The following is a 14,212-nucleotide window of genomic DNA, read 5'->3' as shown; positions in this document are numbered from 1 at the left end:
GCAGTCCCCGATCTGCTCAAAACGCAGATCAAAAGCTACCCCAAAAACCGTCAATCAAATCGCCAAAAACCTGAAATCACGAGCCAGGCGCATCAACCAACGGTTCTTCGATCCCTCCATCTGGCAGTTCATGATCTTGCCGGCAGATCCCGTATACTGCCGCCCCACATCGCAGGACGCCTGACCCTTCTTCAGAAAACCGGTCTCCCGCCTTTGCTTCCAGTTGAATAGGCCAGAGCCTGCTCCAAATCAGGGCGGAACACTTCAAAATCCACAATCAGGGAAAAAGCTTCGAGCAGATCACCAAGCCCGTTCAATCGCGCAAGCCGCTCTCCAACATCAAAAAAGCCAGCCTGCTTCATGCTTAATGCCCCCAATTAACACAGGAGTAATGGAATCACAAAAGGCAGGCCCAAAACCAGAGGGTTCTTCGAACCCTCCAACCTGGCAATTAATGACCAGAGGCAGCTACATGCCGCTGCTTCATGGGTTGACCGTCTTCCGTTATCCTGACTGAACTTTTCTCCTTATTTTGCTCTAAAAATAACACTATCTGCAAACGCCATTGCCGTTTCTAGAGCCGTATAGTCAGGCTTCCATCGCGGCAACGGAGGAGACGCTCCTTCAAACACCTCACTATCCTGATTGTCATGATCAGACTCATCATCTAAACGAGGGCGCCCCCGCTTACGCCCTGAAACTGGTTTCTTCGGTATTCTGACGACTTCTCTGAGTGGCGCGAGGTCCTTCAGAGCAAAAAGACGCCGCGCGGCACGGTGCGTGACATCAATAACTAATCCACGCTCCAAAAACCGCTCCAGAAGGACGCAGGCAGCCTGAACCGAAACGGACAGCCGGGCTGCCAATGTTGTCGCAGAAATCACCGGATGGGCAGCAATAATGTCGATGGCCAAGGGCGCTTTGGAGTTGCGGCGCTGATCCCCGGCTTGCGCACGCGCACCACGCCATGACCGGTCCAACGTATGGATCATGTCTTTGACCCCAGCCGCCTCCCGCTCCAATGCGTTCAGCCATGCCGGTATCCAGCGCCGCTCATCCCAGGACGTTGCAGCACGAAATGCTGCGGCTCCCGTTATGGGATACAAGCCGCTGAACACCCCTTCCTTCTGCCACAGGCGAACCAGCGCTCCCCGAAAAGGGGCGCGTGACCGACCGGCATCAATCCATTCCCGAAACGCCAGTGCGCTGCCCCACAACACACCCAGACGTCGAACTGGCACGGTCATACTGCTAAGCGCTTTGGTAACCTGCTCCTCCTGAAACGCGGAGGCCCGAGCGAGCCACTGATACTCCTCAAAGGCATAACGCAACGCATCGACCTCGTTGCCACGCTCGTAGACATCCTGACCGCGGATGCGTGGACGCAGGCCCTCAAGGCTCGCTGCTAATTGCCAGGGGTCGATCAGAAACCCATCTACGGCCGCGCACTGTCGGGCCGCTTCCAGCCGCACCCGGAACAGCACAGCCTCACGCAAAGGGTGACGACGCAGCTGCTGGTCGAGCGCACCAAATGTCAGGGCCGTACGGGTCAGTGCTGGCATCACGTCATCGGGGCGAGCGGCAAGACGTTCGATCCGCATGCTTAAAACCGTTTGCCAGCCTGTGCATAGGCTCTGGACTTGTCGCACTCCCCGATTGCCAGAACCTTCTTGAATTGCGCCTGAACCGTGCGGTCAGGACTGTGCCATTCCTTCAGGACGCGAGGATCGAACTGGAGTATGTAGCGGCTCACAGGTCATCCAGTATCACCGTTACGGGCGCTTGCGGTGTCGCGAGGCGTTCGCGTGCAACCTGCAGCAGATCCGCATCCTCTGTGGAGAGGACATGGCGTGACACCGGCAGTTTTCCAGTCTCTACGACATATTCGAACGTCTGGCGGATCAGGTCGGACGGCGTCACGCCCAGTTGCGCGAGACAGGCATAGGCCTGATCCTTCAGGAGGCTATCGATCCTCAGATTGATGGACGCCATACTTTTATCTCCTCTCCAGATGCACTTAAAAATACGCCTTTACAAACGTAAAGGCAAGCATCTTGTATTCACCCTAAGTAGCCTATAACTTGAAACTCCATTATTTTTTGATTTTTGCTCCCTCCCCCGTTTTTATGTCCGATAAGTTCTCTTGTCGGACATAAAAATCCAGACAGAAAACCAATCGAAAAAATCCAGATTATGAGGATAATCAGCCAGAAACCGGGCGCTCCAACCCATCGGAGTCCCACGTCTAATGTAGGGCAAATCGTGCCGTATCTTCGGCCCAGAAGGCAATTAAATTCAGACAAACCATCATTGTGTTGCGGCGAAAGCAGCACAATGCCGCACCATATTCCGGGATAATCTCCGTCATTTACATCATTGCTGTATTTGCTGTATTATTGCGCTTCATTGAAGGAGGGGATCATGCGCACATTTTCGACCAGTGACCTGTCTCGCAAGTCAGGCGACATCATCGCCAGTGCCCTGCAAGGCCCAGTTTCAATCAGCCAGCGCGGCAAACCGCGCCTGATCATGCTCAGCGTTGAACAATATGAAGCACTGACATCCCGTGATGCCGACAGGCGTGTGGTCGGCGCGACAGCGGACATGCCTGCCGATTTAGCCCAAGACATTGGACAAGCAATCGACGGCTACCTGCTGGACATTACTCCTCAGCCATGAGCATCGATTTTCGGCCAGGAGTGCCCTTGCGATACCCCTATCTGTGGCACTGGCAGGACGAGCGCGGGGAAAGCGAAGGACGCAAGGATCGCCCGACCACTGTTGCTGCCGCTTTTGTGGCACGGGACAACCAGAACTATCTTCTTCTGCTTCCGGTAACAACACGCCTGCCGGCCCCTAACCGTATAGCAGTCGAGGTGCCTGCAACGGAAAAACGACGGGCTGGTCTTGATCAAAGCAGACAGCAGTGGATTCTACTTGATGAGTACAATCTCGACCCGACTGCAACTTCGTACTATCTACAGGCAAGTCCACCCCTCGGGCAGTTCAGCGATGCGTTTATGCGTCTCCTGCTGACACAGTTCAAAACTCTCCTGCCCCAAGCCAAGCGTATATCCAGATATCCTTAGCTGTCTGTTTCCATCGGATCCGAACAGCTCAAATAGCCGACAGGCGGCTTACGCCCTCATGTCGGTCATACAGTTGGTCAAATCGCTTTCCGTATAGCAGACATGACCATTACAAATTCCACTTGCCATCGAGGTGGCTATAAAGATGTCGGCAGCGTCGAGAGAGCGATCGGAGATAGTCGCATGCTTCACTACCTAAATTCTTAAAATGGATGAAGCAGATTTTTCAGCGGGCGATATCCGCATCATACAGGCGATGGCTGACTTCCAAATGGCCCTCAGCGCGCTCGACTTCGTTTCAGAGGTCAGTCCTGATGAACCGATTTCGCGGATCGAGCGTCGGCGCCTACGATGCTTTGAGGACGCCGCTGTCGTCGCATACTGGCGACCATTTTCCTACTCAAATGGGCTACCAAAGCTCACGCTGGAGACGTTGGGCATCACGGCTACCACCGAGCAGTTGACCCTCCACGAGCGGCTGAAGGAGAGGCGTAACAAAGTCATTGCTCACACGGATGTCGATCGTATGCGCCTTGTGCTCAGCACATTCAGAGTGTCTGAAGATTCAGAAATCATGATGCCTCAATATAATTTCGACGATGCGCTAGAATTCTACCCGAACCTAGATACATTAATCATGTGGATACGCATCCTACATCAGGCCGCTACCAGAGCGATTTTCAAGCGCGTGCAAGGGCGGCGAGAGATTCATTTCAAGCGCGACCACACCGACCAAGGTTAGCCGAAGGCCCCTCTCTCACCGCTTTTGCAGACCGGCGGCTTTCGCGTAATGATGCCCCAAAGCCGACCTTCAGTTTACCCCCCCCATTGCCGCCGTTTCCTGTCGGGAAAAGGCCGCGGATTTTGGGTGCGTCCGGTAAAGTGTGGCGTTGCTGATCCTATGCTCCCGGCGCAGGTCAGCAACCAAGACGCCACCCTCGGCCTGGCGGATCACGCCCAACCGGCTATAGCTTATCAAGCCCGTAAAGCTGTCCGAACGGACGGGACCACCTCAGCGCATCCGGCAGGCGGCCCGCAACATCAAACGTTATCTGAAATCGATGGGCGTGAATGTTCCATCCGGCAATGAGGTCTGACATGTCGATCTTTCACGGTCTGTCCGCTTTCCCCATTACACCTGCCAACGAACATGGCGTGGTGGATACGGAAGGTGTCATACGTCTGACGACGCATCTGTCGGCCAATGGAGTGGACTCCATCGGATTGTTGGGCAGCACTGGAACCTATGCCTATCTGAGCCGCACCGAGCGGTGCCGCGCCATCCGGGCAGCCGTCAAAGCGGTCGCAGGCAAAACGCCGCTGATCGTAGGGATAGGCACGCTGCGCACCGACGATGCCCAGAATCTTGCACGCGATGCCGCAGCAGAGGGTGCCGACGGACTGTTGATGGCTCCTGTATCCTACACGCCTCTAACGCAGGAAGAAGCCTATCAGCATTACAAAGCAGTCGCCGAAGTCACGTCTCTGCCGATCTGCATCTACAACAACCCCAGCACCACGCATTTCAGCTTCAGTCGTGAACTACTTGAACGGCTGTCGGAGTTACCCAACATCGCCGCCGTGAAAATGCCCGCTCCGGCAGAAGGCACGGTCGCACAGGAGCTGGCCGAGCTACGATCCGGCCCAATTGGGAAACTCGCGATAGGCTACAGTGGAGACTGGATTGCGGCGGAAGCCCTGCTTGCCGGATGCGATGGCTGGTTCAGTGTGCTGGGCGGTTTCCTGCCCAAGCTGGCCAGGGCAATGGTGACAGCCGCCCGTGCGGGGGACGCCCGTGCCGTAAACCAGTATCAGCAGGTGCTGGAGCCGATGTGGACACTGTTTCGGGAATTTGGAAGCCTGCGTGTTGCTTATGCTGCCATCGATCTTCTGGAACTAGCTTCCGCCCAGCCCCCACGTCCAATTTTGCCTTTAACATCGCAAGACCAGAAGCGTGTTGAGGATGCTCTGAAGGCATGCACCGCACTTTAAGATAAATAGCGATGTCTGCTTTTAGACTATACCAGTCGCAAAGCAGACATTCTGTTTACCCCCCCTAAACTGCCCGTCTGCTCAGTGATGCCGGAGCAGACGGGCGGCAATCGCCCTCATGGTGGACATACAGAAGGGGGAAAAGTCTTCCGTATAGCAGACACAAGCAATTTGCTTACGTGTAGTTAATTTAGCCAAAAGTGGGGTCTGCTATGGAATTGTGGAGTGGCTGCACAGATATCGTCGGTGCAAGTATCAAACCGCACGTCTCCGCATACCCTCGCTTAACTTTCGTAGCAGACAAATGCTATAGCTGCGCACATGAGTCTGTTTGAGAACGCTGTGCATTCAATCCAAATTGGCGTCGAGGATCTTGCCTCAAAGGATAAGCGTCGGATTATTTCCGCTGTCCGCAACATTCAGGCTGGAACCCTTCTGCTGTGCAAGGAAAAACTGCGCCGCATGTCTCCAGACAGAGATTGTCTCCTCAAGCAAAAACTTGAGCCGGTAATTGGCTCAGGGGGCACCGTGACGTGGAAGGGCAAAGGTGACAAAACGGTTGACGTCCAAGGAATAAAGGAGCGTTTCGGCAGCTTGGGTATTTCCTTCAGTTGGAGGCATATCGACCGCATAACCAAAATCCGTAACGATATGGAGCACATGTTTTACAAGGACGGCGAGGCCCTAGCTCGTGAAGCCTTGTCAGACGCATTTATCTCCGTTCGTGAGCTGCTCGCCGTAGTTCTAGAGGAAGAGCCGGTTGGTGCCTTGGGCACAGAGTGCTGGCGCTCGTTGTTAGAAAACAACACACTGTTCCAGCAGGAGATGGATTCCTGCCGGGCGACGCTAAAGGCTATACGGTGGAAGACTGAGGGGGCGCGAACGGGCTCGCAGGAATTTACATGCACTGACTGCGGTTCTAAACTCATCAAACAATTGGACGACGGCAACACCGAGCAGGATAGTGCTGCGTTCATGTGTTCGGCGTGCGGAGAGGAGCCCGACATCGTCCCGCTCATGGTTGCCGGTATAGATGATGCTTACGGCGCTGAAGCATATATCGCCGCAACAAAGGGCGGCGAACCTCCTGTGGGAAGCTGTCCCGAATGTGGCGAGGAAACATATGTCTTTATTGAGGGTGGCTGCGCCCTTTGCGGCTTCGACATGCCGGATGATGCCCAGTGCGCGGTTTGCCATGAACCGTTGACGCTTGAAGACTACGAAGACGGTTCAGGTCTGTGCAGTTACCATCGCTGGGTTGCCGACAAGAACGATTAGATGCGCCTTTATCGTCCTGTTGCATAATTGGGACTGTCACGTCATAGCCTACCACATCCCGTCCAAACTCGCCGCTAGAGAAGAACGCAAAGCGGTAGAAAGAACCATGACACAATACGTCCGTTCCCCGGCCGGAGCTGCCTGCTGGACGAAAACGGAAGAACAGGCGGCATTCGCCCTCATGTCGGTCATTCAATCAAGATTGGTAATTTCCAGGAAGTGGACATAACCGACGACATCGTATTTAGCATTGATGGCAGGCACATCAGTTGCCAAATAGCAGGATCACTTCTTGGGCGGTTGCAGGCCGCTCAAACTTGATGGGGCCTTCTTCAGCGACGTATTTGAACTATATCGTCGACTTTCAGGCTGAAGTTGCCTTCCGTACAATTATTCAAAATGCTTACTGTCTCATATTGGATATGATCATCCTCATATTGGATATGATCATCGTCGTAATAAATCTTATTCTGCGTAAGTGGGATTGAAAATTTTTTTATGCAGTGGCATCTGTAACGAGATTAAGACGGAAAGGCATGTTTAGCGTGACCGAAAAAATAGCTCATGTAAAGAATCCGCTTACTGTTATTGCCATATTTGCAGGAATTGCAGAGGTTAGCGGTACGGCTGTTCTTCCATTATTAGAAAAAGATACACAACAAGTCTACGTATGGTTTATTATGGGTTTTCCATTGTTGCTTGTTGTTGCTTTTTTTCTAGTTCTTTATAATAAAAATTATGTTCTATATGCTCCATCCGATTTTAAGGACGAGAATCTCTTTGCGTCATTCAAGCCGGGTTCGCCTCAATTACGTGCGGAAAAACTTAATGAGGAAGCTGGCGCTGATCGTAATACGGAAGAGGCCGCGCAGCCTTCAGATTTAATTTCTACAAATGGGACAGCTTCTGAACCCATATGTGATAACCATGATTTCATCTCTCGACCTTCATATGGACAGATAGCAGCTCAAGCTTCACTTGCTGAGGATCTCGTTATTACCCGTTTGGCTTCCGAGCGCAGGACGCAGTTCGCTCGTAATGTCAGCCCCGCAGCAATGCCAAGTATTATGTTTGATGCAGTTGCAAAAGACGGGAATAACCAGATTATTGTAGAAGTGAAGTATACTAGAAAAGGATTGATTTCTATAGGAAATATAGAGCGCGTTAAGAGCACATTTACTTCTTACTATAATTCCCTGCCGGACGTTACAAAGCGTGGAACACTGTTTATTCTAGCAATCGTCTGTGACGGGGATGCAGAAGCTAATACCTCTCGCATTGAAGTAAAATACTCAGACATTATAAGAGAATGGAATATTCCGGCCCAGGTTCGCGTGTATAGAATGAGCGAGTTGAGGAAATCGATTCAATAATACTGTTGACTATAACCAAAGTTATCAAAATGTGTATAAGTAATAGTCTCTGACTATCTGTTGATGCCGTCAACTTTTCCTAAATCAGATCTTCCACTCCCCCCCCCATTGCCGACATTTTTCTGCCGGGAAAGGGAAGAGTGTGCTGGCTCGGGTATAGCCTTTAGAGTCAGAGGGCTGCGCGGATTTTCGTGACGGGTTGAGAGGGTGGGAGAGAGGCTCCTGTCCGCCCGTCATGGAGTTTTCCGCCATGGCGACCGCTATTCCCAAAATCACCCTGAGTTCGTCCCGCGATATCCCGTTCAACCGGCTGGTGCTGTCCCAGTCCAACGTGCGGCGTGTGAAGTCCGGCCTGTCGATTGAGGAACTGGCCCGCGACATCGAGCGCCGGGGTCTGCTGCAGCGCCTGAATGTCCGCCCCATCCTTGATGATGCTGGTGTCGAAACCGGTAGTTATGAAGTGCCAGCCGGTGGGCGACGTTTTCGCGCGCTCGAACTGCTGGTGAAGCAGAAGAAACTGGTGAAGACCGCCCCAGTACCGTGCATCGTGCGTGAGGCCGGGTCGGCCATTCTTGCCGAGGATGATTCCCTGGCCGAAAACGTCCAGCGCGTGGCCCTGCACCCGCTGGATCAGTTTCGCGCCTTTCGCGACATGCTGGAGAAGGGCATGTCCGAGGAAGAAATCGCCGCCGCGTTCTTCGTGGCACCGACCGTGGTCAGACAGCGTCTGCGGCTGATGACCGTGTCGGACAAATTGCTCGATGTTTATGAGCAGGACGGCATGCGTCTGGAACAGTTGATGGCCTTTTCCATCAGCGATGACCATGCCCGCCAGGAACAGGTCTGGGACATCGTATCCCAGAGCCATAACCGCGAACCCTATGTCATCCGCCGCATGCTGACGGAAAAGACCGTGCGGGCGTCGGATCGTCGCGTGCGCTTCGTTGGGCTGGACACCTATCTCGCGGCCGGTGGTCCTATCATGCGCGACCTGTTCGAGGCGGATGATGGTGGCTGGCTGCAGGATCCGGCTATTCTGGATCGGCTGGTCATGGAGAAATTGCATGCAGCCGCAGAGAATATCCGCGCCGAGGGCTGGAAGTGGGTCGAGACGGCTCTGTCGTTCCCATGGGGCCACACACGGCAGTTCGCGGAGATCGATGGCACGGAAGTGCCGCTGACCGATGAAGAGACGGCCCGTCTCGACGCCCTGCGGGCCGAGCAGGAAACCATCGAGGCTGAATATGCCCAGGCCGATGAATATCCAGACGAGGTCGATGCAAGACTGGGCGAGATAGAACAGGCCATTCTTACCCTGGAAAAACGGCCACTGGCGTTCGATCCCGCTGACATGGCGCGGGCAGGCGCCTTCGTCAGTCTCGACAGCGATGGCACGCTGCAGGTGGAGCGGGGGTTCGTATTACCAGAGGACATGCCGGCTGAGCCGGACGAGACCGATGATGCGGACAACGCCGATCAATACGATCGCCCTGCATATGATGGGCAGGACCACGATAGCACAGGCCGTGGTTATCAGGAGGGGGAGGGCGACAACATCGTTCCCGACGTGGAACCCGAGGAAGAAGACGGCATCAAACCGCTGCCTGACCGGTTACTCACCGAACTGACGGCCTGGCGCACGCTGGCCCTGCGGGATGCCTTTGCCAGCAACCCGCACATCGCGCTGACCGAACTGCTGCACACGCTGGTGTGTGATGTTTACTGGCAGACACCGGGTGCGGACTGCCTGGAAGCCTATGTCCGCGAAATCTCCCTGCCGGTCCATTCGCCCGACATGCCGGGCAGCGTGCCAGCCCACGCGCTGCGCCAGCGCAACGAAGGCTGGAAGCACGATCTGCCCGAGGACGAGGACGCGCTGTGGCGCTGGATCGACGGGCTGGACGATGCCAGTCGCATGGCATTGCTGGCGCATTGCCTGTCCTTCGGGGTCAATGCGCTCTACGAGCGCATGCCCGCCTATGGCGCGGTGTCCCAGCGCAGCGTGACCGAGCGCCTTAAACGGGCCGATCGACTGGCGTCGGCCCTCAGCCTCGATCTGGTCGAGGCAGGCTGGCAGCCCACGGTCGAGAACTATCTCGGGCGTATCACCAAGGCCCGCATCCTGCAGGCTGTGCGGGAAGCACGCGGTGATGAGGCGGCAGAGCGCATCGCCCACCTGAAGAAGCCCGACATGGCCCGCGAGGCCGAGCGGCTGCTCGATGGTTCGGGCTGGCTGCCCGAGGCATTGCGCACGGCAGGAGGAGCAGAGCAGGTGCCGGTTGAAACGGCAACGGTAGACGAGGGTATGGAGGCTATCGCCGCAGAGTAGCCTTTATGAGGTCTGGAACTCTGAGACAGCGGCTTCCGGTGCCCGGAAGCCGCTTTTTTCATGTCCGACATCCCGGAAAGAGGGAGAGGTCGGCTTCGCCTTTTGTGCCGAATAACCGGCATCAGAGGAGAGTTTTCCATGATCACGACCACCATCCTGCCCCCTGCGTCCCGTGGCGCCGCGTCCGGCGGCTTCCGGATTGATCCCTCCCGTGGCGAGCGCAATGCCCGCGTCTCGTCCGAATGGTTTTCGCGCCCCGATGATGAGCGGTATCTCTCGCTGTCCGACCTGCATGCCGCCACGCTGGCGCGGGCGGATCGGGCCACGGCCCGCACGGTGGAAAGCCGCGCCATCCGCGTCGAGGCGTCCCGCGACAATGCCGAGCGCCTGACCCTGACCGTGCCGGGACAGAATGACCCGATCGCACCCACACACTGGTCGTTCGGCCAGATGTGCAGCCTGGTTGGTGCCCCGTCTTCCTACCTGCGTAACCTTCCGGCCCCACTGGCGGCGATCAACCTGCAGCACGGGCTGCTGTCGCACCGGGCCGAACTGGTCAAGACACTGGAGACGGAAGACGGGCGGGTGGAACTGCGCGCCGTGACCGGCCCCGATTACGGCCGCATCTGGGACCATGAACTGGTGGGTGCGGTGCGGAAGATCGCCGGAGACGGCACGGGCGATACCAACTGGAAGGTGCCGGGTGTCATCGACTGGGCCACCATGACCCATAATCCGTATGTGGACATCACCAAGGAAACCACGACGCTCTACGCATCGGATCGCGATGTCTTCCTGTTCCTCGTCGACGATACGCACCCGATCGACGCTGGCCGCCTGCCTAACGGCGACCCCGATCTCTATTTCCGGGGCTTCTATGCCTGGAATTCGGAAGTCGGCAGCAAGAGCCTCGGTATTGCGTCATTCTATCTGCGCGGGGTGTGTCAAAACAGGATGTTGTGGGGCGTGGAAAATTTCGAACAGATCACCATCCGGCATAGCAAGTTTGCGGCCTCGCGCTTTGTGCATCAGGCGACACCGGCGCTCCGGAATTTCGCCACGGCCAGCCCGGCGTCGTTCGTCTCGGGCATTCAGGCCTCGCGCAAGGCGCTGGTGGCCAGAACCGATGACGATCGGGAAAGTTTCCTGCGCCGTCGCGGGTTCTCCAAACCGGAAACCACCAGGATCATCGAAACCGTGCTGCACGAGGAAGGCCGCAAGCCCGAGAGCGTGTTCGATTTCGTGCAGGGGATTACCGCACTGGCGCGGACGAAGACCAACCAGGACACACGACTGGATCTGGAGGGCAGGGCACGAAAGCTGATGGAGAAGGTCGGATGAATGCGTCCATCATCAGAGGCCAGCGTGATGGGGAAGGGGCGGCGGACGAGGTCCGCCGCCTTTTGCCTGTCGGCAGGTCAGTCGTTCAGGCTGTCCTTCAGCGCCTTGGCAGGCGTGAAGGCCAGCTTGCGCGAGGCCGCGATCTGGATGGTCGCACCGGTGGCCGGGTTGCGGCCTTCGCGGGCGGCGACTTCCCTGACCTTGAACTTGCCGAAATTCGGCAGGGTGATTTCATCACCGGCCTTGGCTGCAGCGGTCATCGCTTCGACCAGGGCATCCAGCACCTTGCGGGTATCGGTCTTGCTCGTGTCGGTGGTGGTGGCGATATGATCGACCAGATCGGCAATCTTCATGGGACTATCCTTTTGCATTCGGGCCTGTGCCCGTTGCCTCTGCCGTTACGGGGGAATCATGGCGGCATCAAGCCTGCAGGGAGGGTGAGATGACCAATGCGCAGTCATGGGATGCTGGCGATCTGGCCCGCAGGCTGGCTGAAAATGCCGAGGCGGTCTGCCGGCATTACCTCTCGGCCGGGCGGCGGCACGGCAATTACTGGCTGGTCGGGGATGTTCATAACACCTCGGGGCGGTCGCTCTATGTCCGCCTGCATGGTGGACCGGACGGGCGTGGCCGCGCGGGCAAATGGACGGATGGCGCGACGGGGCAGCATGGCGATCTGCTCGACATCATCCGTGAAAGCCTCGGGCTGCTGGATTTTCGCGATGTCGCCGACGAGGCTCGGCGCTTTCTCTGCCTGCCGCACTCCGAGCCACGATCGGCTCCTGATCGCGGCCGTGCCCATGCGTTCAGCCACGATACTTCGGGGCAGGCATCTGGCACCGCAGACGCCGCACGTCGGCTCTGGGCCATGTCCCGCCCGATTGCGGGCACACTGGTGGAAACCTGGCTGCGGCATCGTGACCTGACTCGCCTGACGGACCTGCCATCGCTGCGTTTCCATCCTGACTGGCACTACCGCGCAGATGCGGACAGTCCGACCGAGACCTGGCCCGCGCTGATTGCCGCCGTCACCGACCTTGAGGACCGCGTCACCGGCGTGCACCGGACCTGGCTGGCGCGCGACGGACGTGGCAAGGCGCCTGTCGAAATCCCCCGTCGGGCGATGGGCGACCTGCTCGGCAATGCCGTGCGGTTTGGCGCGGTGTCCGACGTTCTGGCGGCAGGCGAGGGGATCGAGACGGTGCTCTCGCTCCATGAGGTCATGCCCGCTCTGCCACTGGCCGCCTGCCTGTCTTCGGCGCATCTCGCCACCATGGCGTTTCCGTCCATGCTGCGCCGCCTCTACGTGCTGCGCGATGACGACCCGGCCGGAGACCATGCGGTGACGGCCCTGCAGGCCCGGACGCAGGAAGCCGGGATCGAATGCCTTGTGCTGTCACCGCGTCTGGCGGATTTCAACGATGATCTCCGCTATCTCGGGCGTGGGGCGATGCGGGCGATCCTGCGTCCCCAGCTTGCTGAACTGCCCCGGGTTTACCGGAGAGTAAAACTCTCGGAGAATGAGCCCTATGGTAGAGAAGAAGAAGACATCGCGATATTCGCCTGAGTTCCGTGAGCGCGCCGTGCGCCTTCTGGACGAGCATCGCTCTGATTACCCGAGCCTATCGGCGGCCTGTCGCGAGATTGGTGGCAAGCTGGGCTGCTCGGGCGACAGCCTGCACGACTGGTGGAAGCAGGCCCGACGAGACGCTGGGGCGCAACCGGGGCCGACCTCGGCCGAGACGGCACGGATCAAGGCGTTGGAGCGTGAAGTCCGTGAACTGCGTCAGGCCAATGAGATCCTGAAGAAGGCTTCGGCTTATTTTGCGCAGGCGGAGCTCGACCGCCCGTTTCGCAAATGATCGCGTTTATTGAAACCTGCCGTGCCGATTATGGGGTCGAGCCAATCTGTCGCGTTCTGCCGATTGCCCCGTCCACGTTTTACCAGCAGGCGGTCATAGCAAGAGAACCGGCCAGGGCCAGCTCGCGTGCACGGCACGATAGGGAGTTGATGGAACATATCCGTCGGATCTGGCAAGACAACCGTGCTGTTTATGGTGCGCGCAAGGTCTGGCACAGCCTGCAGCGTGAAGGACGACAGGTTGCGCGCTGCACTGTTGAGCGTCTGATGCGCAAGATGGGTCTGAAGGGTGTAATCCGGGGCCGGAAGGTCATCACGACCCGTCCGGATACGGCGCGCCCCTGTCCCGATGACAGGGTCAACCGGCAGTTCCGGGCCGAGGCCCCCAACCAGCTCTGGGTCTCGGACTTTACCTATGTCCAGACCTGGAATGGCATGGTCTATGTGGCGGGCGGATTCAACCGGTCGTCGCAACACCTTAATATTGGAGGTGTAGACGATGACAGGGAAACGGAAATCGGAGCGGTCCACAAGGCGCAAATTGTGCTCGCCAGGACGGCCGCCTGTCTGGCAGCGTGAGACCCTTTGTCGGTTCTGGCAGGGTATCGCGGCAGGTCTTTCCAGCGAAGAGGCTGGTATCGAAGCCGGTGTTTCTGCTCCAGTTGGAAGCCGTTGGTTTCGGAGTTCTGGCGGGATGCCACCTACACATTTAACCCCTTCGAGCTCTCACCCACAGGGCCGTAGTCTTTCTTTTTCCGAGCGTGAAGAAATCGCTCTGGAATGCGCACGCAAGACCGGGGTGCGTGCTATTGCCCGCAAGCTGGGACGTTCGCCCAGTACGATATCTCGTGAGATCAGGCGCAATTCCGCGACCCGCAACGGGGATTTCAATTACCGTGCCACCACCGCACAATGGCATGCGGATCGTGCGGCCCAACGTCCCAAGGTG

General features: G+C 57.2%; 14 protein-coding genes, 3 pseudogenes and 1 other annotated feature. Of the genes and pseudogenes, 11 read left to right on the top strand and 6 right to left on the bottom strand.

The genetic code is table 11. The features are described from left to right. Positions 1-117 precede the first annotated feature (117 nt). The 5 genes and pseudogenes from GOB86_RS13060 to GOB86_RS13040 all read right to left on the bottom strand — a co-directional run. Positions 118-207 (bottom strand): annotated as a pseudogene (locus GOB86_RS13060) (transposase); the annotation flags it as partial. Next, a pseudogene (locus GOB86_RS13055) lies at positions 195-362 on the bottom strand (IS5/IS1182 family transposase); the annotation flags it as partial. The pseudogenes GOB86_RS13060 and GOB86_RS13055, both read right to left, overlap by 13 nt. A 165-nt stretch (positions 363-527) precedes the next feature. Continuing rightward, entirely contained in the window at positions 528-1,601 is a 1,074-nt protein-coding gene (locus tag GOB86_RS13050; protein ID WP_165992951.1) for a hypothetical protein, read from the bottom strand. 2 nt (positions 1,602-1,603) lie between these two features. Next, positions 1,604-1,753 (bottom strand): hypothetical protein, encoded by a 150-nt coding sequence (locus GOB86_RS13045; protein ID WP_165992949.1) that lies wholly within the window; start codon positions 1,751-1,753, stop codon positions 1,604-1,606. After that, positions 1,750-1,992 (bottom strand): type II toxin-antitoxin system RelB/DinJ family antitoxin, encoded by a 243-nt coding sequence (locus GOB86_RS13040; protein WP_165992947.1) that lies wholly within the window; start codon positions 1,990-1,992, stop codon positions 1,750-1,752. The genes GOB86_RS13045 and GOB86_RS13040 overlap by 4 nt, the downstream gene beginning before the upstream one ends. Positions 1,993-2,421: 429 nt before the next feature. On the opposite strand from GOB86_RS13040, the gene GOB86_RS13035 reads away from it, so the two are divergent. From GOB86_RS13035 to GOB86_RS13000, 8 genes are all read left to right on the top strand, one after another. After that, positions 2,422-2,679 (top strand): type II toxin-antitoxin system prevent-host-death family antitoxin, encoded by a 258-nt coding sequence (locus tag GOB86_RS13035; RefSeq protein ID WP_165992945.1) that lies wholly within the window; start codon positions 2,422-2,424, stop codon positions 2,677-2,679. Positions 2,680-2,699: 20 nt separating this feature from the next. After that, entirely contained in the window at positions 2,700-3,089 is a 390-nt protein-coding gene (locus tag GOB86_RS13030) for a hypothetical protein (protein WP_165992952.1), read from the top strand. Positions 3,090-3,297: 208 nt separating this feature from the next. Continuing rightward, positions 3,298-3,831, top strand: coding sequence for a hypothetical protein (locus GOB86_RS13025; RefSeq protein WP_006117365.1), 534 nt, complete (start codon positions 3,298-3,300; stop codon positions 3,829-3,831). Between the two features lie 356 nt (positions 3,832-4,187). Further along, entirely contained in the window at positions 4,188-5,081 is an 894-nt protein-coding gene (locus GOB86_RS13020; protein ID WP_165992942.1) for a dihydrodipicolinate synthase family protein, read from the top strand. Between the two features lie 321 nt (positions 5,082-5,402). Then, positions 5,403-6,359 (top strand): hypothetical protein, encoded by a 957-nt coding sequence (locus GOB86_RS13015; protein ID WP_165992941.1) that lies wholly within the window; start codon positions 5,403-5,405, stop codon positions 6,357-6,359. Positions 6,360-6,904: 545 nt separating this feature from the next. Next, positions 6,905-7,732, top strand: a complete 828-nt coding sequence (locus GOB86_RS13010; RefSeq protein ID WP_165992939.1) for a hypothetical protein — start codon at positions 6,905-6,907, stop codon at positions 7,730-7,732. 250 nt (positions 7,733-7,982) lie between these two features. Continuing rightward, the gene (locus GOB86_RS13005; protein WP_165992937.1) at positions 7,983-10,061 is read left to right on the top strand and encodes a ParB/RepB/Spo0J family partition protein; all 2,079 of its coding nucleotides are present in this window, start codon (positions 7,983-7,985) and stop codon (positions 10,059-10,061) included. Between the two features lie 138 nt (positions 10,062-10,199). Then, positions 10,200-11,402: a DUF932 domain-containing protein gene (locus GOB86_RS13000; protein ID WP_165992935.1), complete on the top strand. Its 1,203-nt coding sequence runs from the start codon at positions 10,200-10,202 to the stop codon at positions 11,400-11,402. Positions 11,403-11,479: 77 nt separating this feature from the next. On the opposite strand, the gene GOB86_RS12995 is transcribed toward GOB86_RS13000, so the two are convergent. Continuing rightward, entirely contained in the window at positions 11,480-11,755 is a 276-nt protein-coding gene (locus GOB86_RS12995) for an HU family DNA-binding protein (protein ID WP_242012674.1), read from the bottom strand. A gap of 89 nt (positions 11,756-11,844) precedes the next feature. On the opposite strand from GOB86_RS12995, the gene GOB86_RS12990 reads away from it, so the two are divergent. The 3 genes and pseudogenes from GOB86_RS12990 to GOB86_RS16645 form a co-directional block, all read left to right on the top strand. Beyond that, on the top strand, positions 11,845-12,969 hold the full coding sequence (locus GOB86_RS12990) for a DUF7146 domain-containing protein (protein WP_242012673.1): 1,125 nt from the start codon (positions 11,845-11,847) through the stop codon (positions 12,967-12,969). Continuing rightward, a pseudogene (locus tag GOB86_RS16150) lies at positions 12,932-13,713 on the top strand (IS3 family transposase); the annotation flags it as partial. The gene GOB86_RS12990 and the pseudogene GOB86_RS16150, both read left to right, overlap by 38 nt. Continuing rightward, positions 13,219-13,335: a sequence feature (AL1L pseudoknot), on the top strand. (Overlaps the previous pseudogene by 117 nt.) A 49-nt stretch (positions 13,714-13,762) precedes the next feature. Further along, positions 13,763-14,212, top strand: a 450-nt coding sequence (locus tag GOB86_RS16645; RefSeq protein WP_408737373.1) for a helix-turn-helix domain-containing protein, incomplete at its 3' end; no start/stop codon positions are given.

This window comes from Acetobacter lambici (assembly GCF_011516885.1).
GTDB lineage: Bacteria > Pseudomonadota > Alphaproteobacteria > Acetobacterales > Acetobacteraceae > Acetobacter > Acetobacter lambici.
The sequence above is the reverse complement of the archived record's forward strand: the minus strand, read 5'-3'. Positions and strand labels throughout refer to the sequence as shown.

What these genes read in the sequence shown, in the direction of transcription:
- GOB86_RS13040 (WP_165992947.1), bottom strand. Translation starts at nt 1,992, where the DNA reads ATGGCGTCCATCAATCTGAGGATCGATAGCCTCCTGAAGGATCAGGCC.
- GOB86_RS12995 (WP_242012674.1), bottom strand. Translation starts at nt 11,755, where the DNA reads ATGAAGATTGCCGATCTGGTCGATCATATCGCCACCACCACCGACACG.
- GOB86_RS12990 (WP_242012673.1), top strand. Translation starts at nt 11,845, where the DNA reads ATGACCAATGCGCAGTCATGGGATGCTGGCGATCTGGCCCGCAGGCTG.
- GOB86_RS13015 (WP_165992941.1), top strand. Translation starts at nt 5,403, where the DNA reads ATGAGTCTGTTTGAGAACGCTGTGCATTCAATCCAAATTGGCGTCGAG.
- GOB86_RS13020 (WP_165992942.1), top strand. Translation starts at nt 4,188, where the DNA reads ATGTCGATCTTTCACGGTCTGTCCGCTTTCCCCATTACACCTGCCAAC.
- GOB86_RS13025 (WP_006117365.1), top strand. Translation starts at nt 3,298, where the DNA reads ATGGATGAAGCAGATTTTTCAGCGGGCGATATCCGCATCATACAGGCG.
- GOB86_RS13005 (WP_165992937.1), top strand. Translation starts at nt 7,983, where the DNA reads ATGGCGACCGCTATTCCCAAAATCACCCTGAGTTCGTCCCGCGATATC.
- GOB86_RS13000 (WP_165992935.1), top strand. Translation starts at nt 10,200, where the DNA reads ATGATCACGACCACCATCCTGCCCCCTGCGTCCCGTGGCGCCGCGTCC.
- GOB86_RS13035 (WP_165992945.1), top strand. Translation starts at nt 2,422, where the DNA reads ATGCGCACATTTTCGACCAGTGACCTGTCTCGCAAGTCAGGCGACATC.
- GOB86_RS13050 (WP_165992951.1), bottom strand. Translation starts at nt 1,601, where the DNA reads ATGCGGATCGAACGTCTTGCCGCTCGCCCCGATGACGTGATGCCAGCA.